Origin of the sequence: Enterococcus sp. AZ088, assembly GCF_051714845.1 — a bacterium.
GTDB classification, from domain to species: Bacteria; Bacillota; Bacilli; order Lactobacillales; family Enterococcaceae; genus Enterococcus; species Enterococcus faecalis.
Genome location: NZ_JBIOSQ010000001.1, coordinates 444,111 through 466,726 on the forward strand (window position 1 = coordinate 444,111; position 22,616 = coordinate 466,726).

18 protein-coding genes are annotated in these 22,616 nt (G+C 38.1%); 10 read left to right on the forward strand and 8 right to left on the reverse strand.

The annotated features are described in order from the left end of the window. Positions 1-119 precede the first annotated feature (119 nt). A protein-coding gene (locus tag IGL17_RS02225; RefSeq protein ID WP_202255328.1) for an IS3 family transposase occupies positions 120-1,264 on the forward strand; the annotation gives its coding sequence in 2 pieces (ribosomal slippage) (positions 120-393 and positions 393-1,264; 1,146 coding nt in all). Between the two features lie 62 nt (positions 1,265-1,326). On the opposite strand, the gene IGL17_RS02230 is transcribed toward IGL17_RS02225, so the two are convergent. Genes IGL17_RS02230 through IGL17_RS02240 form a run of 3 tightly spaced genes read right to left on the reverse strand, consistent with a single transcriptional unit; the run spans position 1,327 to position 5,609 of the window. After that, positions 1,327-2,406 (reverse strand): DUF916 and DUF3324 domain-containing protein, encoded by a 1,080-nt coding sequence (locus tag IGL17_RS02230; RefSeq protein WP_016618247.1) that lies wholly within the window; start codon positions 2,404-2,406, stop codon positions 1,327-1,329. Positions 2,407-2,441: 35 nt separating this feature from the next. Continuing rightward, the gene (locus tag IGL17_RS02235; protein WP_002358689.1) at positions 2,442-3,179 is read right to left on the reverse strand and encodes a WxL domain-containing protein; all 738 of its coding nucleotides are present in this window, start codon (positions 3,177-3,179) and stop codon (positions 2,442-2,444) included. Positions 3,180-3,233: 54 nt separating this feature from the next. Beyond that, the gene (locus IGL17_RS02240) at positions 3,234-5,609 is read right to left on the reverse strand and encodes a hypothetical protein (protein WP_016618248.1); all 2,376 of its coding nucleotides are present in this window, start codon (positions 5,607-5,609) and stop codon (positions 3,234-3,236) included. Between the two features lie 263 nt (positions 5,610-5,872). Here IGL17_RS02240 and tig point away from each other — a divergent pair, with 263 nt between their 5' ends. The 3 genes from tig (at position 5,873) to IGL17_RS02255 (ending at position 8,871) form a co-directional block, all read left to right on the forward strand. Further along, positions 5,873-7,156: a trigger factor gene (gene tig / locus IGL17_RS02245; RefSeq protein WP_002355556.1), complete on the forward strand. Its 1,284-nt coding sequence runs from the start codon at positions 5,873-5,875 to the stop codon at positions 7,154-7,156. A gap of 111 nt (positions 7,157-7,267) precedes the next feature. Continuing rightward, positions 7,268-7,930, forward strand: a complete 663-nt coding sequence (locus tag IGL17_RS02250) for a hypothetical protein (RefSeq protein WP_016618250.1) — start codon at positions 7,268-7,270, stop codon at positions 7,928-7,930. Positions 7,931-8,379: 449 nt separating this feature from the next. Continuing rightward, complete coding sequence (locus IGL17_RS02255) at positions 8,380-8,871, forward strand: hypothetical protein (protein WP_025191303.1); 492 nt, start codon at positions 8,380-8,382, stop codon at positions 8,869-8,871. Positions 8,872-8,938: 67 nt separating this feature from the next. Here the strand turns inward: IGL17_RS02255 and IGL17_RS02260 are convergent, their stop codons facing one another. The 4 genes from IGL17_RS02260 to IGL17_RS02275 form a co-directional block, all read right to left on the reverse strand. Continuing rightward, on the reverse strand, positions 8,939-10,861 hold the full coding sequence (locus IGL17_RS02260; protein ID WP_002373391.1) for a PTS fructose transporter subunit IIABC: 1,923 nt from the start codon (positions 10,859-10,861) through the stop codon (positions 8,939-8,941). A gap of 23 nt (positions 10,862-10,884) precedes the next feature. Further along, entirely contained in the window at positions 10,885-11,802 is a 918-nt protein-coding gene (gene pfkB / locus IGL17_RS02265) for a 1-phosphofructokinase (RefSeq protein ID WP_002363177.1), read from the reverse strand. Further along, a complete protein-coding gene (locus IGL17_RS02270; protein ID WP_002381250.1) occupies positions 11,799-12,551 on the reverse strand; it encodes a DeoR/GlpR family DNA-binding transcription regulator in 753 nt (250 codons plus the stop codon). Before IGL17_RS02270 ends, pfkB begins: the two co-directional genes overlap by 4 nt. A gap of 135 nt (positions 12,552-12,686) precedes the next feature. Beyond that, positions 12,687-14,246: a ClC family H(+)/Cl(-) exchange transporter gene (locus IGL17_RS02275; RefSeq protein WP_033624258.1), complete on the reverse strand. Its 1,560-nt coding sequence runs from the start codon at positions 14,244-14,246 to the stop codon at positions 12,687-12,689. A 164-nt stretch (positions 14,247-14,410) separates the two neighbouring features. On the opposite strand from IGL17_RS02275, the gene pcrA reads away from it, so the two are divergent. Beyond that, entirely contained in the window at positions 14,411-16,669 is a 2,259-nt protein-coding gene (pcrA, locus tag IGL17_RS02280) for a DNA helicase PcrA (protein WP_002363179.1), read from the forward strand. Between the two features lie 125 nt (positions 16,670-16,794). Then, positions 16,795-18,825: an NAD-dependent DNA ligase LigA gene (ligA, locus tag IGL17_RS02285; protein ID WP_016618253.1), complete on the forward strand. Its 2,031-nt coding sequence runs from the start codon at positions 16,795-16,797 to the stop codon at positions 18,823-18,825. On the opposite strand, the gene IGL17_RS02290 is transcribed toward ligA, so the two are convergent. Beyond that, positions 18,822-19,037, reverse strand: coding sequence for a hypothetical protein (locus IGL17_RS02290; RefSeq protein ID WP_002382998.1), 216 nt, complete (start codon positions 19,035-19,037; stop codon positions 18,822-18,824). The two genes, ligA and IGL17_RS02290, sit on opposite strands and share 4 nt — an antisense overlap. On the opposite strand from IGL17_RS02290, the gene IGL17_RS02295 reads away from it, so the two are divergent. The 4 genes from IGL17_RS02295 to gatB all read left to right on the forward strand — a co-directional run bounded on the left by IGL17_RS02295 (position 19,003) and on the right by gatB (position 22,611). After that, positions 19,003-19,089, forward strand: a complete 87-nt coding sequence (locus tag IGL17_RS02295) for a hypothetical protein (protein WP_306173767.1) — start codon at positions 19,003-19,005, stop codon at positions 19,087-19,089. The two genes, IGL17_RS02290 and IGL17_RS02295, sit on opposite strands and share 35 nt — an antisense overlap. A 317-nt stretch (positions 19,090-19,406) precedes the next feature. Next, positions 19,407-19,712 (forward strand): Asp-tRNA(Asn)/Glu-tRNA(Gln) amidotransferase subunit GatC, encoded by a 306-nt coding sequence (gene gatC, locus IGL17_RS02300; RefSeq protein ID WP_002355569.1) that lies wholly within the window; start codon positions 19,407-19,409, stop codon positions 19,710-19,712. Then, positions 19,712-21,181 (forward strand): Asp-tRNA(Asn)/Glu-tRNA(Gln) amidotransferase subunit GatA, encoded by a 1,470-nt coding sequence (gatA, locus tag IGL17_RS02305; protein ID WP_002368026.1) that lies wholly within the window; start codon positions 19,712-19,714, stop codon positions 21,179-21,181. Before gatC ends, gatA begins: the two co-directional genes overlap by 1 nt. Next, positions 21,181-22,611 carry an Asp-tRNA(Asn)/Glu-tRNA(Gln) amidotransferase subunit GatB gene (gene gatB, locus IGL17_RS02310; protein WP_002358703.1) on the forward strand — a complete coding sequence of 477 codons (1,431 nt, stop codon included), beginning with the start codon at positions 21,181-21,183 and terminating at the stop codon, positions 22,609-22,611. Before gatA ends, gatB begins: the two co-directional genes overlap by 1 nt. The last annotated feature ends 5 nt before the right edge of the window (positions 22,612-22,616 follow it).

Consider the following 22,616-nt stretch of genomic DNA (forward strand, 5'->3'; position numbering starts at 1 on the left):
TTAAGCGATTATGAAAGCACATCGACAATTTGAACTGACCCAATAAACTGAGACAAAATAAAAAAGCACCTCTTGTTGAATTCACGTTAAAATGAATTTAACTAGGAGGTGCTTTTTCAATGGGAAATCGAGTGTCTTATCCGATTCACATCAAAGAAATGGCTATACAGATGAAAAAAGAGAATATTCCTGTAAAAATGATTATGGAAGAATTAGGCATTAAAAACAAAACACAAATTGAAACATGGTGGCGTTGGTACCGTAATGGCGAGAATCATCGTCTGGTTCAACCCGTTGGAAAACAATATGCTTATGGAAAAGGTCCAGAAATTCTATCAAATGAACAACAGCTTAGAAATGAAAATAACTATTTAAAAATGCATATTGAGGTGCTAAAAAAGTACAAAGAATTGGAAAGGACGTGGAGCCAGAAATATTTGTAGAATTAGTTAAAAAAATGAAAGGAAAAATAACCATTACTGTATTGTGTCAACTTTTCGGCGTTTCGCGAGCTACTTATTATCGTTGGACTCATCGAAAAGACTTGGGAAAGTTAACACCTCTTGAAGAAGCCGTTCGTCGACTTTGCTTCCAGCATAAGTTTCGATATGGCTATCGAAAGATTACTGCGTTGATTAATCAGGAATACAAAGTAAACAAAAACACCGTACAAAAGATTATGCAGAAATATCATTGGAATTGTCGCGTGAAAATGAAGAAACGCAGTAAAGTGGGACAACCTTACACGGTTGTCGAGAACAAGCTAAATAGACAATTTTCTTCAGACGCTCCTTTAAAGAAATTGGTAACAGATATTACTTATCTGCCTTTTGGTCAAAAGCAATTGTATTTGTCTTCAATTATGGATTTATACAATGGTGAAATTATCGCCTATACCATCGGTGATAAGCAAGATACGGCTTTTGTTCTGGATACACTTGATCAATTGCCCCAAACAACGGATTGTCTATTGCATAGTGATCAGGGCTCTGTTTATACTTCTTTTGACTACCAGAATCAAATAAAAACAAAAGGCATTACCATGAGTATGTCCCGCAAAGGGACACCTTCAGATAATGCCTGCATCGAATCGTTTCATGCCTCACTAAAGTCTGAAACGTTCTACTTAGATGGGCTCACAAATGAACCTACATCTATTGTAATAGAAATTGTAAAAAAATACATTACTTATTATAATGAAAGTCGAATTCAACAAAAACTAGACTACCAATCGCCGATAGATTATCGGAAATCAGCAGTCTAGGAAAATGCTTTTTTATTCCTGTCTCACAATCTTAGGTCAGTTCCAATTGTCGATGTGCTTTTTTATTGTTGCGCTTCACGTATTTTTTTCTTGAAATAATAAATCGTGCTTCCCAAAATGAATAGAAAAACCAGCGTGATGCTACTCACTAGTTTCCAAGGGAAATTGGTGTGTTTTTCAGGTGGGAGGTTGACGGCGGTAGCATTGTATTTTTTAGCTTCTTTTTCTTGGATGACTAAGTGTTTTTCCCACGAATAGTCTTGATAGCCATCGTTTACTTTGATTTTTACAGTATAATTTCCAGGAACAAAAGGTTGTTCCTTTAAGTCAATCCGATAATTAAAATTTGTATTAGGGGCCATTGTTAACGACTCTTGGTGATTTTCGTAGCGAGGTTTAGCTTCTTTTTCATAATATAAAGAGGCATCGACTTGTAATTTTTTAATCATAGCCGCTTGTTTGTTTTGGAGATTCATTAATACGCGGTTACGACCGTTAGCTTGATCGGTTTTTACTTCATTTAAAGATAATTCTGGCTGAACAGGTTCATCTGTTTCACTAAGTAAGACGCCGACTACATAAGAAAAACGATTATTGATGGCCACGCCGTTTTCTGAGTGAGCAGGTTGTTCATCTGACTTTTGTTCAAAGTAGAGTCCTCCTAAAACGTACCCATTAAATGGTTTTTCCGGTAAAGTAAGCTGACATTCAACAGTCTTGGTTGAGTGTTTAGGTAGGTGGATTTCTTTTGGTAATTGCGCAATCTCATTAAAAGTAAAAGGTGCAGATGGATCTTTTTTTGTTTCAGCATGAGAATAATCTGCCAAGCCATTATCATTAGTAATCGCTGCATTGGCTGAAGCTAGCACGGTAATGTCGTTGGCTGTTTGATTCGTTAGTTCGATTTGTAGCTTTTGTGTTTGGTTTGGAGCGACACGTAAATCAAAATAACTTGTTTCTTTGGTTCGTTGATTGTCGGGTAAAATGGCTTTTACAGAAAAAGTCATTTCGCTTGCTTCTACAGAATAAGAGCCAATAAAAAATAAAAAAATGATGACGCTAATAGCATGGAGCCATTTATAAAGCTGCTGATTCATAGTGTGCACTCCTTTTTGATAATTTTTTATAAGAAGGTATTGCATGAAGTTGTTTCATGCAATACCTTGTTTGTTTTCTTTTAAAGTGGTGTATCATCCAAAATCCAAGTAAGCGTTGTTTTATATTGTTTAGCTGCAACTTTTTTCGTTGTCGCAGGAACAGTTAATTGAATGCCTTGAGCAGCGGTCGCTCCGCTACCAAAAGCTAATGTCCAAGTGCCCATTCCTGTTGAAAGAGCGGCAGTCGCCACAGGAGAAGTAGCGGCACCAGTTGGATCCAAGGTTACTGGGACCGTTAATGGCGCCAAAGAAAGTAACTGTGTTGAATTGGGTGTTGCTGCTAAAAAGGTCAAGGAAGCATTATCCAAAACAGCGGGTGTTGAATCACTTGTAGCAAATTGCGCACTCTGTTTAACTGATAATTTCCAGCCAAGATTTAGACCACGTTTGTCAGTTACTTGGACATAGTTTGGCACGCTAATTAAATCGCCAGTACTATTTTGCACTTGGTCTAGTTGTGCCGAATAGATTGCTGTACCGGCTTGAATTTGTTTTGATCCAAAATGGATATTTGAAACATAGTCAATACTAAGGGGTCCGGCTGTACCAGGTTGATGAGGATCAGCAGGATTAGGTGTCACAGGCTGAGAAGGGTTCGTCGGATTGACAGGTGGCGTGACAGTATTATCAAGAGCAAACGTAATATCAGCGTTGGATTGAATAGAAGCGACTTGGGCTGCTTCAACTTTTGGACTATTTAAAAGCATAAGAGGCGTAGCAACGAACAAAATGCTTGAAATGCGCACGATCTTTTTCATTTTTTATTCCTTCTTTCTTGTTTATTTTTAACTTTTAAAAAAGCTAAATCCTAATTAGAGGGGTGTATCAGAAAGAATCCATTGTAATTCGGCAGTGTAAGATTCTTTGACCGTTAAGTTAAGGTCAGGAGCAACGCTTAAAAAAAGTCCATTTTGTTGGTTCCAAGGAATTTCTACATTGTTATCGTCCGTTGCGGTGTATTGATAAACTTCGGTTGCTAAAGAGGAGATAGGAAAATCACTGCCATTTTTTCGATAAATGAAAGCTTGCTGGATCGTTTTATTTGTAGAAGTTGAATGCATGGGCTGACTCTCTCTTACCAACAAATGCCATGGTGTTTTTGCAACACGACCATCGGCAATGAGGAAAGGAGCGCTAATGGTCGATGGTGAGTAGAGGGTTCGTTTGCTGGGAAAAGGTAAATTTTTAAAGGAAACTGTAGTTGGCATCTGCACAAAACGGAGGGTACCGTTTTTGATAGGTAAAGACTGTTCCTTAGTGATTGGCGTAATTGGCGTTCCGCCACCATCATTGCCAGTAACCGTGCTAGAAAATAAAAGAAATTGGTTTATCCATTCTTCTGTAACCGTTGCTGTATATTGTAAGGTGAATTGTGTATTGGCTTCCGTAAAATTATCTGCTGGCAGCGAATTATGATAACTCCAATACGGCAAACCAGTGGAACTATCAGTTAAAAGTTGAAGCCCAGCTATTGGCGTACTTAAACCTGCTGCTGATTGTTTTGTTAATGTAGCAGCTGAAAGTTGGGACAGTCCTTTAGGCACCGTTGCTCGTAATTGCTGATTCATCCACGTTGCTGGTTGATTGGTTAAACGTGTGGTTAACGTAAAACGAATGATTTGACCACTTACGACAGAGTTTGCAGCTTCCCAGAGCCCTTGTGCATTTTTCTGCTCAATGATTTGCGTGACCGTTAGTTGAGGCACAGGATAAGCAACTGTTTGAGAAACAGTAGAACTGGTTAGCAAAGGCAGGCCAGTGCGATTGCTGAGCCCTTGGACCCACAAGCTGACCGTTTCTCCTCCTTGGAAAGTGGGTAAATTAGCAAATTGAAAATGGCCATTGGAATCTAAGGACGTTGTGTAAATAGAACCACCATTTATTTGTACTTTAACTTGATAGGTTCCGTTAGATGCTTGAGAAGCTTTACCTGAAAGTTGAGTTGAGCCGGCATTAGCGACTACGTTTGTGACTGGTTGGATTGACCAATTGACACTTTGGTCAGCTGAGGGGCTGCTTTGAATATAGTCGGTTGACGTTTTTGAACGAGCAAAGACAATTGTAGAGAGCGTGTCGCCATATTCTAATGGTGAAGCTAAAGATGTCGAGAAATTTCCGGCTGCATCGACAGAAATCCCTTTCACCACAATGGGGGTAGTGGTGCCATCATGGCGGTTCAAGGTTAATTGAACAGAGTAGTTATAGTTTGGGTCTTGTACTTGTTGAATGGTCCCTGTTACAGTAGTGTCCAGATGATTTGGTTGAGTTAGTTTGGCTGGTGTGACTTGAGGAACGGGATAATTACCTAAACTAAGTTGAGCTTTGCTAATTATGCCTGTTTTTGTATTATTCCCAATAATAATATTAATTGCGCCTAATCCAGTGCCGACATCTGTAAAGGTTCCTCGAATCGGATAGTCTTTGCCGTTAAGAGCAGGAGGGATTGAAATTCCTCGTTTATAAAGTGCACCGACATCAAACGAAATGGCGGCAGACCATTTGGTTCCGGGAAGTAACACCAAGGTGCTACTTGGAAAAGTCAGATAAACAGAATGATAAGTGTTACTATAAGAGAGACTGACGCCGTTAGTTGAACTGTGAATATCTTGAGTGGCTGTTCCTGGATAACTGACAGTCCCTGTTAAAAGAGTCAGAAAATCTTGTTGCTTTAGAGTGTCGTTATCTAACTGGCTTGAAATTTCTGTAGGAAGTTGAATAGCAATAATCGGTCGATCATTAATTGCTAAGCCTATAAGTGTCACACTGTATTCATACGAAAGTGTGATAATATCTTGGTTATACGTTCCCGTGCTTAAGGTACTTTTCAAAGTGCTATTACCAACAGAAACACTAGCTGGCGTAGGTGCCATAGGTTCATCTTTTTCAGAGGAAGCATGGGTTTGCTCGGTTTCTTGTTCCACGATATCGGTTGCTTGAGTTGTTTGTTGTTCTGTTGAAACTGAGGTAAATGTTTCACTAAAAGTAGAGGCGTGAGTTGTAGGGTTCAGTGTTTCAGAATGAGCTATCAAAGGTTGAGTCAGCGATAAAAAAAGCCATGATATGATGCAAGAAAAGATTCCCCAGACGAACTTATTCAAAACCATCCTCTCCTTTTTTGATATTATATGTATAATGACGAAAATATATAATGCGTAAATATTGAGTACATACATTCTATAATGGGCCATTCATAAAGTAAAGCGATTACATCCGATTGTGAACAAGATATTTTAATCACAATCTTTTAGTGTTTTAAGAAGGAAATTTCTCGAAATTCTATGCTTTTTTAATCCGAAAAAATTAAAAAACTGATAGTTTGCTAAAAATCGAGTCTTTCTTTCACTTCTTAGCACTTAAAATATTTACATTTTCCTAGGGATAGTGTACTATTTAAAGGTATGCATAAATAAAGTTTGATGTATAAAATTAAATGTTATTCGGAGGGAAACAAATGTCTGCGAAATGGGAAAAAAAAGGCACTAATGATGGTGTATTAACTTTTTCAATCGAACAAGCAGTAATCGAAAAAGGATTAACGCAAGCGTTCAATAAAGTGAAAAAAAACTTAAACGTACCTGGTTTCCGTAAAGGAAAAGTATCACGTACTGTTTTTAACCGTATGTATGGAGAAGAAGCGTTATACGAAGATGCGTTAAACGCTGTTTTACCAGAAGCATATGAAGCGGCTGTATTAGAAGCAGGAATTGAACCAGTAGCACAACCAAAAATTGATGTTGAAAGCATGAATAAAGGGGAAGACTGGGTTATCACTGCTGAAGTAACTGTAAAACCTGAAGTAAAATTAGGCGAATACAAAAACTTAACAGTGTCTAAACAAGACCGTGAAGTAACAGATGAAGACGTGGAAGCACGTTTGAAACGCGAACAAGAATCTCAAGCTGAATTAGTAATCAAAGAAGATGCCGCTGCTGAAAATGGCGACACTGTAGTTATCGACTTTGAAGGCTTCTTAGGCGACGAAGCATTTGAAGGCGGCAAAGGCGAAAATTACTCATTAGAACTAGGTTCTAATTCATTTATTCCAGGCTTTGAAGACCAATTAGTTGGCAAAAAAGCTGGCGAAGAAGTAGAAGTAAACGTTACTTTCCCTGAAGATTACCAAGCAGAAGATTTAGCTGGTAAAGAAGCAGTCTTCAAAGTAACTGTTCATGAAGTAAAAGCAAAAGAATTACCAGAATTGGATGATGAATTTGCAAAAGACGTTGACGATTCAGTAGAATCATTAGACGAATTAAAAGAAAAATTCCGTAAAGAATTGACAGAAGCAAAAGAAGCAGCAGCTGAAGAAGCAAAAGACGAAGAAGCAATTCGTTTAGCTGTTGAAAATGCTGAAATCGTTGAATTACCACACGTAATGGTTCACGACGAAGTTCACCGTTCAATGGATGAATTCTTAAACAACATGCAACGCCAAGGAATTTCTCCTGAAATGTACTACCAATTAACTGGTTCTACAGAAGAAGATTTACACAAACAATTTGAAGGCGAAGCAGAAACACGCACAAAAACAAACTTAGTGATTGAAGCAGTTGCCAAAGCTGAAAACATCGAAGTAACACAAGAAGACATCGATGCTGAAGTGAAAGATTTAGCAGAACAATACAACATGCCTGAAGCGCAAGTACGTAAAGTATTAAACAACGACATGTTAGAACACGATATTCGTATGAAACGTGCTGTTGAAACAATTACTGAAACAGCTGTTGAAAAATAAACATTTTTAATAAGCTCTTCATTCGATAGAGTTTTCTAAAACTGTAGATGGAAGGTGTCTTTCATCTACAGTTTTTTTCATATAAAATAACTTTTGAAAGGGTGTGTCAAAATGGATAAAAATTATTCGAAAATTAAATATGGATTAGTGGTGTTTGGCATCTTATGCTTGACGTACAATCTCTGGGAATTTTTTACGGCTAAGTATTCAACAAAACAAGGTGTGACGTTTGTTATCGAATGTTTACTTGGAATTGGTCTAATCTTTTTACCGGATCTTGTCAATAAATTTTTAAAAATTATTATGCCACCGACTATCGTTTATTTTTACTGGTTTTTCTTATTTATTTCAGTATTCCTAGGAACCTCGTTGCATATGATTTCAATCATTTCGTTCTGGGATAAAATTTTACACTTTGTTAGTCCGATGCTGTTAACTGCTGTGGGTTATGGTATTGCTGGTTTCCTATTGAAGAAAACGAAGTACGCCGATGTTTCCCCGTGGTTGTTTTTATTATTTGGGTTTGCATTTGCAGGGCTTTGTGGCATCTTCTGGGAATTCTGGGAATTTATCTGCGATTCACTAGGGAACATGAACTTACAACGCTATAATATGTCCAACGGCCAACCATTTATTGGGCGTGCTGCTTTAATGGATACGATGGGGGATTTATTTACCAATACCCTTGGGGCCTTTGTGATGGGCGTGTACACGTATATCAGAAGCAAAGGAAATCCTGAGTATTTAGAAAATTATGCGATAAAGAGAAAATAATATAGGGCAGTAAAAAAACAAGTTCTTTTAAAAGAGCTTGTTTTTTTGTATTAAATTATTAAGAATATGCGAATTTGCATTTTTAACTAATAAAATAGTTTGGTAAAATTAGAATATAATGGTTATTTAATGATTTTTTTATGTGGATGCACCCCAGTGATATGTTCTAAATACTTATCAAAAGAACAAGTAACTAGAAAGATCAATACTTTGATGACTTATTATTCTTTAATACTATAAAATTGGAAGGGAGGAAGATTAGGGAAAATAACTGCCAAAGACAACGCAACGGGGAAGTGATAAAAAAACAAAATTGGTGTATTTAAGAAAGTGAAAAAAGCAGCGTCTTATGAAAAATTGTATCTTAAAAATAATCTATTTGATTACATATACTTTTAATTTTTCAATGAGATACTTTACGAAAAAAAGAAGTGGAGTGTAGGTTGTATATGAAAGAAACTGTGAAAAAAGCAAAACAAGAAATGAAAGATAGAAGTAGACCGTATCAGATGTATGGGTTTTATTTAGCAATTCCAATAATCCTTATGGTCATTTTTATTTTTGGATTTTTAGGAGTTGAAACCAATAAATCGTGGGGCTCGGTCTTATTTGTTACTACACTTATTGCGAACATGGGAGTGAGCAAGTTAGAAAAATTACCTAAAAGAAAATATGTTGCACCTGTACTAGTCTATGTAACGGAGGCAATAGCTGTATTCCTTTTACTTGTTTTCTTTGGTGCAATTATAGCTGGAGGGGCAAATTTTGTGATAATTGAATTAATTTTGTATGTTGTATTAGTATTAAGGATTATTACAATCATTTTTTTCTTTATTACTGCTAATGATATAAGAAAAGTTTATCCAACCATGAAACAAGAGGCCAAAGATTCACGAGCAGAATATCTAAGAGTAAAGAAGTTAGCTCAAAAAAGAATATAGTATAGTTAGTAATTCTATAATAAAAAAGCGATTCAACAATGGTTGAATCGCTTTTTTGCTGTTTTTTTTAAGCAGGTACTTCGACAGGTTTTTTCAAAAGTCCGTAGACAATTCCTGAAATAATCGCCCCAATTAAGATGAACAATAGATATAGTAATGGATTACTTAATAGGAAGACGACGAAGATTCCTCCATGTGGTGCCAATAATTTGATACCAAACGCACCAACCAACGCACCAGTAAAGGCAGAACCTACCACGAAACTTGGAATCACACGTAATGGGTCAGCTGCTGCAAAAGGAATTGCCCCTTCAGTGACAAAAGAAAGGCCCATTACAATATTGGTTAAGCCGGCATCTTGTTGATCTTTTGTAAATTTATTTTTAAATAAACGAGTTGCTACGAAAATTGCTAATGGAGGAACCATTCCGCCAGCCATTACAGAAGCCATGACCACGCTGCCACCTTCTGCAACAGTACTTGCTAGCGTAGCTGTACCGAAAACATAAGCAGCTTTGTTAACTGGTCCACCTAAGTCGATGGCCATCATACCAGCTAATAAGGCACCAAGTAAAGCTGCATTTGTGCCATCTAAGCCAAGTAGGAAATGATTTAACGCATCATTAATTGCTTTCATTGGGATGTTAATGACTAACATTAATAAGCCTGTAATAATCAAACCAAAAACTGGATAGAATAAAATGGTTTTAATTCCATCTAATGATTTTGGCAAGCCTTTGAAAACTTTACGTAAAAGAACCACTACATAACCAGCTAAGAAACCACCGATTAGGGCCCCAAGGAACCCAGCGCCTCCAGCGTTTGCTAACGCACCAGCGGCGAAACCAGCAACTAAGCCTGGACGATCCCCAATACTAGAAGCAATAAAACCAGCTAAGACAGGTAACATAAAGCCAAATGCTGCGCCACCAATTTGGTTAAACCAGCTAGCTACGTCATTGTAATTCCCTAAATTGGCTAATTGATCTTGAGGAACCCCGATAAATTGATCAATCATAAAGGAAAGAGCAATGGCAATTCCGCCACCAATAACGAAAGGTAACATATGAGAAACACCATTCATTAAATCTTTATAGATACGAGAACCGATTGAACCTTCCGCTGAATCCTCTTGGTCGCTTGCAGCCGAGTCACTGCCATGGAAAGTAGGAGCTTCACCACTAATGGCTAAGTTAATTAGTTCTTCGGTTTTACGAATTCCATCACTGACGGGACGATTGACTAATTTTTTACCATCAAAACGATTCATTTCTACTTTTTTATCGGCTGCGACAATCACGCCATCAGCACGAGCAATATCTTCAGCAGTTAAACGATTTTTAATTCCTTCTGAACCGTTTGTTTCTACTTTAATGTCTACGCCCATTTCTTTTGCTTTTTTCTTCAGTGCATCTTCAGCCATGTAAGTGTGAGCAATTCCTGTAGGACAAGCAGTCACAGCAATAATATATTTACGATTGCTTTCTGGTGCTGGCGTTGTTTGTTCTTGTTCTGCTTTTTCTTCCGCTTCTTTTTGATCTTCTGCTGCTTTGAAAAGAGCTTGGACTGCTTCTGGAGTTTCCGCTTCTTTCAATTTGCCAACAAAGTCTGGATCGATAAGTAATCGAGAAAGGGCCGCAAGCGCTTGGAGATGTGTATCATTGGCGCCTTCTGGAGCAGCAATCATGAAGAATAGATAAGTAGGTTGTCCATCTAGTGCTTCATAATCAACACCTTTTTTACTTTTAGCGAAAAGAACTGTCGGTTCTTTTACGGCACTATTTTTTGCGTGAGGCATAGCGATGCCGTCGCCTAAACCAGTCGATGTTTGTGCTTCGCGTTTTAAAATTCCCTCTTTGTAAGTGTCAATGTCAGAGATGCGGCCACCATCGTATAATTTTTGGACCATTTCATCAATCGCGCCTTTTTTATCAGTAGCTTGTAAATCCATAATCATGACATCTTTTATTAATAAATCATTAATGTTCACTCTATTTTCCTCCCTTAGTGGATTTATTCTGAAATTTTTTCAATTGTTACTTCGTGAATAAGTTCTTGGATAAAATCTTCTGAGGCTAAATCATCAGAAAATGCGGTCGCGCTACCGCAAGCGACACCCCATTTGAAAGCCTCTAAAGGATCTTGTGTTTTTGAAAAGTTGCCAATAAAACCAGCAATCATTGAGTCGCCAGCGCCGACAGAATTTTTCAGTGGACGTTTTAAAACGTTGGAACGATAAACACCTTCTGTTGTGAAAAGTAATGCACCATCACCAGCCATTGAGATAATTACGTGTTGCGCTCCTTCTTCTAGTAACCGATGTCCATAAGGTAAAATGTCTTCAACACTTGTAAAGGTTGTATGATATAATTCTGCCAACTCATGATTATTTGGCTTGACCAATAAAGGCTTTTGTGACAAAGCGTTCATTAAATCTTCACCTGTTGTATCAATAACAAATTCTGCGCCTTTTTCCTTCACAATTTGGATTAACTCTTCGTAAAATCCTTTGCGTAGAGAAGCAGGTGTACTTCCTGAAAGAACAACAATATCACCAGCCTGAACACGACTAACTGCTTGTTTTAGTTCTTGAATTTCTTCGTTTGTTAGAGCAGGTCCTAAGCCGTTAATTTCTGTTTCAGTATCTGATTTCAATTTAATGTTGATTCGTGTATCAGCAGACACGGGAGTGAAATTCGTTTGGATTTCTTCTTTTTTCAACCAATCGGCAATGAATGAGCCTGTAAAACCACCTAAAAAACCTAAGGCAGTGGATTCTGTCTCCATACGTTTTAAAATACGTGAAACGTTGATTCCTTTGCCGCCAGGTAATTTAAAATCATTCGTCATCCGATTTAAATCACCAATTTGTAGATGATCGACATGAACGATAAAGTCGATAGAAGGGTTTAAAGTCACTGTGTAAATCATTTGTTTGCCTCCATTAAAATAGTTTTTTGCTGGAATCCTTGAAGCGATTCAGCAGGGCAGTAGTCAGTTAGTAAAGTAACTGACTCTAATTCTTCCACTTTGGTAAACGTTACTTCATTAAATTTTGTATGATCCAGTAAAACATAGGCTGTTTCTGCTTGATGAATAGCCAAGGCTTTTAGCGCTGCTTCTTCGGGATCAGGCGTCGTTAAACCAAACTCTAAATGTGCGCCGTTAGTTCCTAAAAAAGCTTTGTTAAAACGAAAATGTTGTAGCTGTTCCATACTAGTGGCACCAATGATTGCTTTAGTGGAGAGCTTCAAAGTACCACCAAGCATAATAGTGGGAATTTCCATATCGCTAAGTTTTGCAGCATGATGTACGGAATTCGTCACTACATGGATTTGTTTCCCAACTAAAAAAGGGATCATTTCTAACGTGGTTGAACCAGCATCTAAATAGATCATATCGCCATCTTGTACACAACTAGCGGCTAAAGAAGCAATCTTTTGCTTTTCGTGCGTGTTTTTGATTGATTTTTCCGTCATGTTTTGTTCAAAGCCTAAATTAAGAATACGCTTAGCGCCGCCGTGAATGCGTTCTAACAAATTGGCGTCTTCTAATTCTTGTAAATCGCGGCGGATTGTGGATTCTGAAGCATTGAACAAGCTAGCAAGTTCTTGCGATTTGACGACTGATTTTTGATCTAACAATTGTAAAATTTTTTGATGTCGTTCTTCCGTAAGCATTTTCATCCCTCATTTCATGGATATAATAGCACAAATGAAAACGCTAATCAATCTAAAACGGTCAAAAACATTCAAAAAAATTAAAAAACAGTCATAAAAAAAGAAAGCTGCTGAACTCAGGTTCAGCGGCTTTCTTTAATTCACTAAATCATTCGGTAAAGTTTTTTGATAAATCTCTTTTTTGACTTGGTAAGCGAGTTTTTCATCGGTCAAAATAATGAGCACATCGCCAACATGCATAACAGTATCACCATGTGTTAAAATTTCCGATTCGCCACGGCGAATGGAAGTGAGCAACATTTGTTTAGGCCAGACAAAATCACGTACCATCGTATCATCTAAGGAACTTTCTGCAGTGATAGGGAATTCAATAATCGTTTTGTGGCCACGAATATTACTTACTTTAGAAGGAACCAAACGTTCTAATAAGCTTTCATAAATTGGCTTGCCGCCAAGACTATCGATGGTAATATAACTAACTAAAGCGACAACCCCTAAAGACATTAAATGAGAAAAATTGCCGACCATTTCTGTTACTAAAATAATTGCTGTTAACGGTGCTTTACCAATCGCAGTAAAATAACCAGCCATGGCAAAAATTAAAAAGTTTTTCACAAAAATTGGATCCATCCCTACGTATTGGACAAGTAGACTGCCATACAATGTTCCGATAATGGCACCTAAAGTTAGAATAGGCAAGAAAATACCACCAGGTAGATTCGAACCGTAAGAAACCATTGAAAAAACAAAACGTAAAACCAGTAAGCCGACTAAAGCCCAAATCGTAGTCGGTTGATTGCCTAAAGCTAAAACAATTTGATTCCCACCGCCAAGTAAATGTGGAAAGAAATAACCAATCGGTAAAATCAAAATAAAAGAAACAAAACCATAATAATTAGAAGAAAGGCCTTTGATTTTTCCATATACTTTTGGTAAGGACAACAATGTTTTTTGATATATCCAACCTAATAATCCTAGCAAAACGCCCAGCAGTACTAATGTCCAATAGTACTCTAAAGGCAAAGATTTAACCGGACCAATATAAAGAACTGGCTGCAATCCGAAGAAATGCAAAGAAACAAAGTTAGCGGAAATGGCCGCAGAAAAAGAGGTTAACCAAACTAAAGGTGAAAAGGAATGGTGAACCTCTTCTAGAACAAATAAAAGTCCTGCGATTGGTGCATTAAAAGCGGCGGCTAAACCAGCACTGGCACCACTACTGATTAAAATTTTTTCTTCAGACTTGGTGCTTTGCCGCCATTGACTATAGCCTTGTCCAACCACTGCACCTAGTTGAATTGAAGGACCTTCACGTCCCAAAAATAGCCCAGGACTAATCGCTAAGATCCCACCGATAAATTTTTTCCAAAGCACTGGAAACCAGTGAATTTCTAATTGACCTTGAAGTTGTCCTTCCACTTGGGGGATGCCACTGCCTTTAATTGCTGGTTCGCTCTTAATCAGTCGTCCTAATAAATAAGCAAGTACGAGAGAAAATAAGAACCAAGGAATCATCCAAAAGGGTTTTTCGTGAAACGTTTGATACAGATGCACGACTTGTTCGCCAATTTTTTCAATGCCTAAGCGAAATAAGCTGACAACAAAGCCGACCAGGATTCCGACGACGATGCCTTTAAGGATAAAGCCGATTCGGGTACCATCTAATTGTTTAATTTCATGTACATCATTATTCATTTCATTTTTAGCCTCCATCACTACTTACTAATGTACTGCGGTTTGACTTGATTTACAAGAAAATTTCATATAAAAAGAAAAAGATTTTTTGTTCTTTTCTAAAGAACTTCAAAGGGATTTTTGGTATACTGTATAAGATTGAAAAAAGAGAGAGGACGTTTAATATGACACAAAAACATGCCTTGGTTCAGGGAATGAATCCTCGACAAGAAGAAGCCGTTTTGCATACAGAAGGACCACTGTTAGTCATGGCTGGTGCTGGTAGTGGAAAAACGCGGGTTTTAACACATCGAATTGCCTATCTAATTGAGGAAAAAGAAGTAAATCCATGGAATATTTTGGCGATTACGTTTACCAATAAAGCTGCTAAAGAAATGAAAGAGCGTGTAAATAAATTACTGGAAACGGGTGGCGAAGATGTATGGGTCTCCACTTTTCACTCCATGTGTGTAAGAATTTTACGTCGTGATGTGGATCAGATTGGTTACAACCGTAATTTTACAATCATTGACCCATCGGAACAAAAAACATTAATGAAACGCATCTTAAACGACTTAAATATTGATTCAAAAAAATATGATCCTCGCTCAATTTTAGGTACGATTAGCAATGCTAAAAATGAATTACAAACGCCTGAAAAAGTTGCTGAAATGCAAGGTTCCTTATATGAAGAAATTGTCGCAAAATGCTATGAAGCCTATCAAAAAGAATTACGCAAAAACCAATGTATGGATTTTGATGATTTGATTATGAATACGATTCGTTTATTCAATGAACAACCAGATACGTTAGCTTTCTACCAAAATAAATTTCACTATATTCATGTGGATGAATACCAAGATACCAATCATGCACAATATACCTTAGTCAATTTATTGGCTGCACGTTTCAAAAATCTGTGTGTCGTAGGTGATGCCGACCAAAGTATCTATGGTTGGCGCGGGGCGGATATGCAAAATATCTTGGATTTTGAAAAAGATTATCCAGATGCCAGTGTAATTTTGCTAGAACAAAATTATCGATCCACCAAAAACATTTTGGCGGCTGCGAATGATGTCATCAAAAATAACCGTAACCGCCGCGAGAAAGAACTGTGGACAGAAAATATAGACGGTGAAAAGATTGTCTATTATCGTGGAGACACAGAACGGGATGAAACACAATTTATTGTGAGCCAAATCCAAAAAGAAATGCGGGAAAATGACCGAATTTATGGTGATTTTGCGGTATTATATCGGACCAATGCCCAATCCCGTGTAGTGGAAGAAATGCTCTTGAAATCTAATATTCCGTATACCATGGTGGGCGGACATAAATTCTACGACCGTAAAGAAATTAAAGATATTTTGGCTTATTTAAGTTTGATTGCCAATCCAGATGATTCGATTAGTTTTGAACGAATTGTCAATGAACCAAAACGAGGAATCGGTAAAAGTTCAATTGAAAAATTACGACTATTTGCGGATACGCATGGTTGGGCTTTGCTGGAAGCTGCCCAAAATGTTGATTTGGCAAATATTTCAGGAAAAGCGGGTAAAGAGCTTGGTAATTTTGGCATGATGATTCAAGACTTAACGAAAACAGTGCCCTATTTAACGATTACAGAATTGGTGAAAGAAACTTTACAACGTAGTGGTTATCGGGAAGCTTTGATGGCGCAAAATAATTTAGAGTCTCAAGCTCGCTTAGAAAACTTGGACGAATTTTTATCTGTGACACAAGAATTTGATAAACGTTTTGAAGCGCAAAACAACGACGATCCAAATGGCGAAGAAACAAAATTGGCGGATTTTTTAACAGATTTAGCCTTGGTTTCTGATTTAGATAATTTAGAAGAGAGCTCTTCGCAGGTAACCTTAATGACGTTGCATGCGGCCAAAGGGCTGGAATTTCCAGTGGTCTTTTTAATGGGCTTAGAAGAAGGGGTTTTCCCATTATCACGTGCCATGCTAGAAGAAAGTGAACTGGAAGAAGAACGGCGCTTGGCTTATGTTGGTATCACCCGAGCGGAAGAAGCCCTGTTTTTAACGAATGCTTATTCGAGAACATTATATGGTCGCACGCAATATAATCGACCAAGTCGCTTTTTAGAAGAAATTGAGGCGGAGCGTTTAATGAAACAAGGGGCGGCGGCCAATTTACAGAAAGCTCCAGCGCGCACCTTTGATCCTAAAGTATTCAAGCCCAGCGCAAGTAAACCAGCTTATACACAGCCAGCTACAAAATCAGTTAGCAACAAAGTGGCAAGTGGTGGCGAAAAAGTTTCTTGGCAAGCAGGTGATAAGGTCCAACATAAAGCATGGGGCGTTGGTACAGTCGTTCGTGTAGGCGGTTCGGCCAAAGACTTAGAGTTGGACATTGCTTTCCCAGAAAAAGGCATAAAACGGTTGTTAGCGGCATTTGCACCAATTGAAAAAATTTAACATGCAAAATAGGTCAGTGATTTAATGAGAAATCATCATTAGATAAATTCTTTTTATTTTCTATCTTAGTGTAAATGTGTTAAAAAGACGATAAGAGCATTACACTTATGAGGAGGAGTTCTACGATGGAACAACAACCATTAACATTAACGGCGGCGACAACTCGTGCGCAAGAATTAAGAAAACAACTCAATCAATATTCCCATGAATATTATGTCAAAGATCAACCATCCGTAGAAGATTATGTTTACGATCGTTTGTATAAAGAGTTAGTCGATATTGAAACGGAGTTTCCTGATTTAATCACGCCAGATTCGCCGACACAACGTGTAGGTGGCAAAGTTTTATCTGGTTTTGAAAAAGCTCCGCATGACATTCCAATGTATAGTTTAAATGATGGGTTTAGCAAGGAAGACATTTTTGCTTTTGATGAACGTGTTCGTAAGGCGGTTGGTAAACCCGTTGCTTACTGTTGCGAGTTAAAAATTGATGGGTTAGCAATTTCATTACGTTATGAAAACGGGGTGTTTGTACGCGGAGCAACACGAGGCGATGGAACGGTTGGTGAAAACATTACAGAGAACTTACGAACGGTTCGCTCTGTACCGATGCGTTTAACGGAGCCCATTTCAGTGGAAGTTCGTGGCGAGTGCTACATGCCTAAACAATCCTTTGTCGCATTGAATGAAGAACGTGAAGAAAATGGCCAAGATATTTTTGCCAATCCTCGGAATGCAGCGGCGGGAAGCTTGCGCCAATTAGATACAAAAATTGTGGCGAAACGGAACTTAAATACGTTTTTATACACAGTTGCTGACTTTGGACCAATGAAAGCGAAGACGCAGTTTGAGGCATTAGAAGAGCTTTCTGCAATTGGTTTTAGAACCAATCCTGAACGTCAATTATGTCAGTCAATCGATGAAGTTTGGGCCTACATTGAAGAATACCATGAAAAGCGGAGCACTTTGCCATACGAAATCGATGGAATTGTGATTAAAGTGAACGAATTTGCGTTGCAAGATGAATTAGGTTTCACTGTCAAAGCACCTCGCTGGGCGATTGCCTACAAATTTCCACCAGAAGAAGCAGAAACAGTAGTGGAAGATATTGAATGGACAATTGGGCGCACGGGGGTGGTCACTCCTACTGCGGTCATGGCTCCTGTACGAGTCGCGGGAACCACGGTTAGTCGGGCAAGTTTGCATAATGCAGATTTTATTCAAATGAAAGATATCCGTTTAAATGATCATGTTATTATTTACAAAGCCGGCGATATTATCCCAGAAGTAGCGCAAGTCCTAGTTGAAAAACGTGCAGCCGATAGTCAGCCTTATGAAATGCCGACACATTGTCCAATTTGTCATAGTGAGTTGGTGCATTTAGATGAGGAAGTGGCGTTACGTTGTATTAATCCAAAATGCCCTGCGCAAATTAAAGAAGGGCTGAATCACTTTGTCTCACGAAACGCAATGAACATTGATGGCTTGGGGCCAAGAGTGTTAGCACAAATGTATGACAAAGGATTAGTGAAAGACGTAGCGGATCTGTATTTCTTAACAGAAGAACAATTAATGACTTTGGATAAAATCAAAGAAAAATCAGCAAACAACATTTATACTGCCATTCAAGGGAGTAAAGAAAACTCTGTAGAGCGTTTGATTTTTGGCTTAGGGATTCGCCATGTGGGTGCGAAAGCGGCGAAAATTTTAGCGGAGCATTTTGGTGATTTATCAACCTTAAGTCGAGCAACTGCGGAAGAAATTGTGGCTTTGGATTCAATTGGCGAAACAATCGCAGACAGCGTTGTGACGTATTTTGAAAATGAGGAAGTTCATGAATTAATGGCTGAACTGGAAAAAGCCCAAGTGAACTTGACATATAAAGGTCTCCGGACAGAACAATTAGCAGAAGTGGAGTCACCTTTCAAAGACAAAACAGTTGTTTTAACAGGAAAATTAACGCAGTACACTCGCGAAGAAGCCAAAGAAAAAATTGAAAATCTTGGTGGAAAAGTTACAGGGAGTGTTTCGAAAAAAACTGACATTGTGGTTGCTGGCGAAGATGCTGGCAGTAAATTAACCAAAGCTGAAAGCTTAGGCGTGACCGTTTGGAATGAACAAGAAATGGTCGATGCGTTAGATGCAAGTCATTTTTAAGAAGAAAAATTAACGTTGTCAGATTTTATGTAGTAATTTGATGGTATGCTTATTTTAGTCATAAAAGTTATATGAACGAGGACTTTCTGAGTTGAGAAAGGAGGTTGATGCTTATGCGCAATTCTTCTTACTTTAACGAAAGGAGCAATGTTTTTGTCCGTTGAAGCAGCGCTAGGACTGATGATTGGTTTTGCAACACTTGTTGTGACCATTATCTTCGGTATCTTAGCGCTTGTCTTAGACAACAAAAATAACCGTTCATAAGCTTTGAGGAGCTGAACGGTTAAGCGTTTGAAATAAAACCAATAACTCAGTAAGCCGCTAGTTCTTATAACTAGTAGTGGCTACTAGAGAGGTATGTTCCTGCATATCTCTCTTTTCATTTTCATAATAACATGTTTCCATCATTTTTGCGAGCGACAAATTATCAATGAAATTCAAGGTTTCATCTAAAATATCCGACCATTTTATGGTAGAATAGGAACAGAGTGAACAGCTGTGCTAAGCTGTTTAAAGAAATACAATCCAATTGATTAATCTGAAAATGAAAATTTCAGTAAATGATAGAAAGAAGGGTATCTATGGCAATTACAGAAGAACAAGTCAAACATGTCGCTAAATTATCAAAATTATCTTTCTCCGAAGAAGAATTAGCGGACTTTACCAATCAACTAGATAAAATTATTGATATGGTGGAATTACTAGAAGAAGTAGATACAACAGGGGTTCCTTTTACTTCAAATGTGAATGAATCAATCAATGTCATGCGTGAAGACGTAGCGACACCAGGAATGGACCGTAAAGAATTAATGCGGAATGTTCCGGAATCAGAGAATGGTTACATTAAAGTGCCTGCAATTATGGATAACGGGGAGGCAGGAGCCTAATGGAAAAATTATACGACAAATCGTTAACAGAGTTACATGATTTATTGGTTTCAAAAGAAATCACAGCAGTTGATTTAACCGAAGAAACATTAAATCGTATTCAAGATACAGAAGAACAACTAGGTTCTTTTATCACAGTTAGTGAAGAAAAAGCAATGGCATTAGCCAAAGCGATTGACTTAAAAGGCATCACTGAAAGTAATCCATTAGCTGGGATTCCAATTGGGATTAAAGACAACATTGTCACAAAAGATATTTTAACAACAGCTGGCTCAAAAATGTTACACAATTTTGACCCAATTTATGATGCGACCGTGATGGATAAAGTCTATCAAGCAGATATGATTCCAGTCGGAAAATTGAACATGGATGAATTTGCCATGGGCGGAAGTACGGAAACGTCTTACTTCAAGAAAACAAAAAATGCTTGGGATCAAACCAAAGTTCCTGGCGGTTCTTCTGGTGGTTCAGCTTCTGCTGTCGCAGCCGGACAAGTCCCAGTTTCTTTAGGGAGCGATACAGGTGGTAGTATCCGCCAACCAGCCGCATTCAATGGTATTGTGGGCTTGAAACCAACGTATGGACGTGTGTCTCGTTTTGGTTTGATTGCTTTTGCTTCAAGTTTAGACCAAATTGGTCCATTGACACGAAATGTTAAAGACAATGCCTTAGCTTTAAATGCAATTAGTGGTTATGACGAAAAAGACGGCACTTCTGCAGGCGTTTCTGTTCCTGATTTTACGGCAGATTTAACTGGCGACATCAAAGGCATGAAAATTGCTTTACCAAAAGAATACTTAGGTGAAGGGGTACAACCTGATGTTCGTGAAGCGGTATTAAAAGCAGCAGAAACATTTAAATCTTTAGGAGCAACGGTGGAAGAAGTTAGTTTGCCACATTCTAAGTACGGCGTAGCGGTTTATTATATTATTGCCTCTTCAGAAGCAAGTTCAAACTTACAACGCTTTGATGGCATTCGTTATGGTTACCGTTCCGAAAATGTCCAAAATCTAGAAGATGTCTATGTTAATTCACGTTCTGAAGGTTTCGGAACAGAAGTTAAACGTCGGATTATGTTAGGAACATTCTCTTTAAGTGCTGGTTATTATGATGCGCACTTTAAAAAGGCTGGTCAAGTCCGTACACTAATCAAACAAGATTTTGAGAATGTCTTTGCGGATTATGACTTAATCATTGGCCCATCCACACCAACAGTTGCCTTTGGTCTAGGGGAAAACATCAATGATCCAATCACAATGTATATGAATGATATTTTAACCATTCCTGTCAACTTAGCAGGACTACCAGGCATGTCCATTCCAGCAGGATTCTCAGAAGGCTTGCCAGTTGGTTTACAAATTATTGGAAAACATTTTGACGAACATACAATGTATAAAGCAGCCTATGCTTTTGAACAAGCGACAGATTTCCATACGAAAAAACCAGTCATTTTAGGGGGGAACGATTAATGAACTTTGAAACTGTCATTGGATTAGAAGTCCACGTAGAATTGAAAACCAACTCTAAAATTTTCTCCTCTGCGCCAGCGCATTTCGGAGCAGAACCAAACAGCAACACAAATGTGGTTGACTGGAGTTACCCAGGTGTTTTGCCTGTCATGAATAAAGGTGCCTTAGAATTTGGCATGAAAGCAGCTCTTGCTTTGAACTGTGAAATTTCAAAAGAAACTCATTTTGATCGTAAAAACTATTTTTACCCAGATAACCCGAAAGCATACCAAATTTCTCAATTTGATCAACCAATCGGACATGATGGTTGGATTGAAATTGAAGTCGAAGGCAAAAAGAAAAAAATTCGCATTGAACGTGTACATTTAGAAGAAGATGCTGGGAAAAATATTCACGGCACAGATGGCTATTCTTATGTAGACTTGAATCGTCAAGGCACGCCTTTAATTGAAATCGTTTCTGAAGCAGACATGCGTTCACCAGAAGAAGCGTATGCTTATTTAGAAGCGTTGCGTTCAATTATCCAATTTACAGAAGTTTCTGATGTGAAAATGGAAGAAGGTTCTATGCGTTGTGATGCCAATATTTCTTTACGTCCGTATGGTCAAGAAGAATTTGGTACTAAAGCGGAATTAAAGAACTTGAACTCTATGAACTTTGTAAAAAAAGGTTTAGCTTATGAAGAAAAACGCCAAGCCAAAGTCCTATTATCTGGTGGCGAAATTCAACAAGAAACACGCCGCTTTGATGAAGCAACTAGTACAACGTTGCTTATGCGTGTTAAAGAAGGCTCAAGTGACTACCGTTACTTCCCAGAGCCAGATGTTCCTCGTTTTTCAATTGATGATGAATGGATTGAAAAAGTTCGCGCTAGTTTGCCAGAAATGCCAGCCTCACGTCGTGCCCGTTATATCAGTGAATTAGGGTTACCTGAATACGACGCAATGGTCTTGACTTTAACGAAAGAAATGTCAGATTTCTTTGAAGCAACCTTAGCAAACGGGGCAGATGCGAAACAAGCATCAAACTGGTTAATGGGCGAAGTTTCTGCTTACTTAAACAGTGAAAAAGTTGAATTAGCCGATACTAAACTAACACCAGAAAATCTAGCGGGTATGATTACTTTGATTAACGATGGCACAATCAGCTCGAAAATTGCGAAGAAAGTGTTCAAAGAGTTAATTGAAAACGGTGGAGACGCTAAAGAAGTTGTCGAAGCAAAAGGCCTTGTTCAATTATCTGATCCAGCGCAATTATTACCAATGATTAACGAAGTTTTAGACAACAACCAACAATCAATTGATGACTTTAAAAACGGAAAAGACCGTGCAGTTGGTTTCCTTGTTGGACAAATTATGAAAGCAACTCGTGGACAAGCAAACCCAGGTGTGGTTAACAAGTTATTGCAAGAAGAGCTTTCAAAACGATAAGAAAG

Coding starts and splice junctions, on each gene's coding strand:
- IGL17_RS02270 (WP_002381250.1), bottom strand. CDS start 12,551: ATGCTTACGGAAGAACGACATCAAAAAATTTTACAATTGTTAGATCAA.
- IGL17_RS02255 (WP_025191303.1), top strand. CDS start 8,380: ATGAAAGAAACTGTGAAAAAAGCAAAACAAGAAATGAAAGATAGAAGT.
- IGL17_RS02240 (WP_016618248.1), bottom strand. CDS start 5,609: ATGGCCCATTATAGAATGTATGTACTCAATATTTACGCATTATATATT.
- IGL17_RS02230 (WP_016618247.1), bottom strand. CDS start 2,406: ATGCAATACCTTCTTATAAAAAATTATCAAAAAGGAGTGCACACTATG.
- pfkB (WP_002363177.1), bottom strand. CDS start 11,802: ATGATTTACACAGTGACTTTAAACCCTTCTATCGACTTTATCGTTCAT.
- IGL17_RS02235 (WP_002358689.1), bottom strand. CDS start 3,179: ATGAAAAAGATCGTGCGCATTTCAAGCATTTTGTTCGTTGCTACGCCT.
- pcrA (WP_002363179.1), top strand. CDS start 14,411: ATGACACAAAAACATGCCTTGGTTCAGGGAATGAATCCTCGACAAGAA.
- IGL17_RS02250 (WP_016618250.1), top strand. CDS start 7,268: ATGGATAAAAATTATTCGAAAATTAAATATGGATTAGTGGTGTTTGGC.
- gatC (WP_002355569.1), top strand. CDS start 19,407: ATGGCAATTACAGAAGAACAAGTCAAACATGTCGCTAAATTATCAAAA.
- IGL17_RS02275 (WP_033624258.1), bottom strand. CDS start 14,246: ATGAATAATGATGTACATGAAATTAAACAATTAGATGGTACCCGAATC.
- ligA (WP_016618253.1), top strand. CDS start 16,795: ATGGAACAACAACCATTAACATTAACGGCGGCGACAACTCGTGCGCAA.
- IGL17_RS02290 (WP_002382998.1), bottom strand. CDS start 19,037: ATGGTCACAACAAGTGTTGCAAAACCAATCATCAGTCCTAGCGCTGCT.
- tig (WP_002355556.1), top strand. CDS start 5,873: ATGTCTGCGAAATGGGAAAAAAAAGGCACTAATGATGGTGTATTAACT.
- gatA (WP_002368026.1), top strand. CDS start 19,712: ATGGAAAAATTATACGACAAATCGTTAACAGAGTTACATGATTTATTG.
- gatB (WP_002358703.1), top strand. CDS start 21,181: ATGAACTTTGAAACTGTCATTGGATTAGAAGTCCACGTAGAATTGAAA.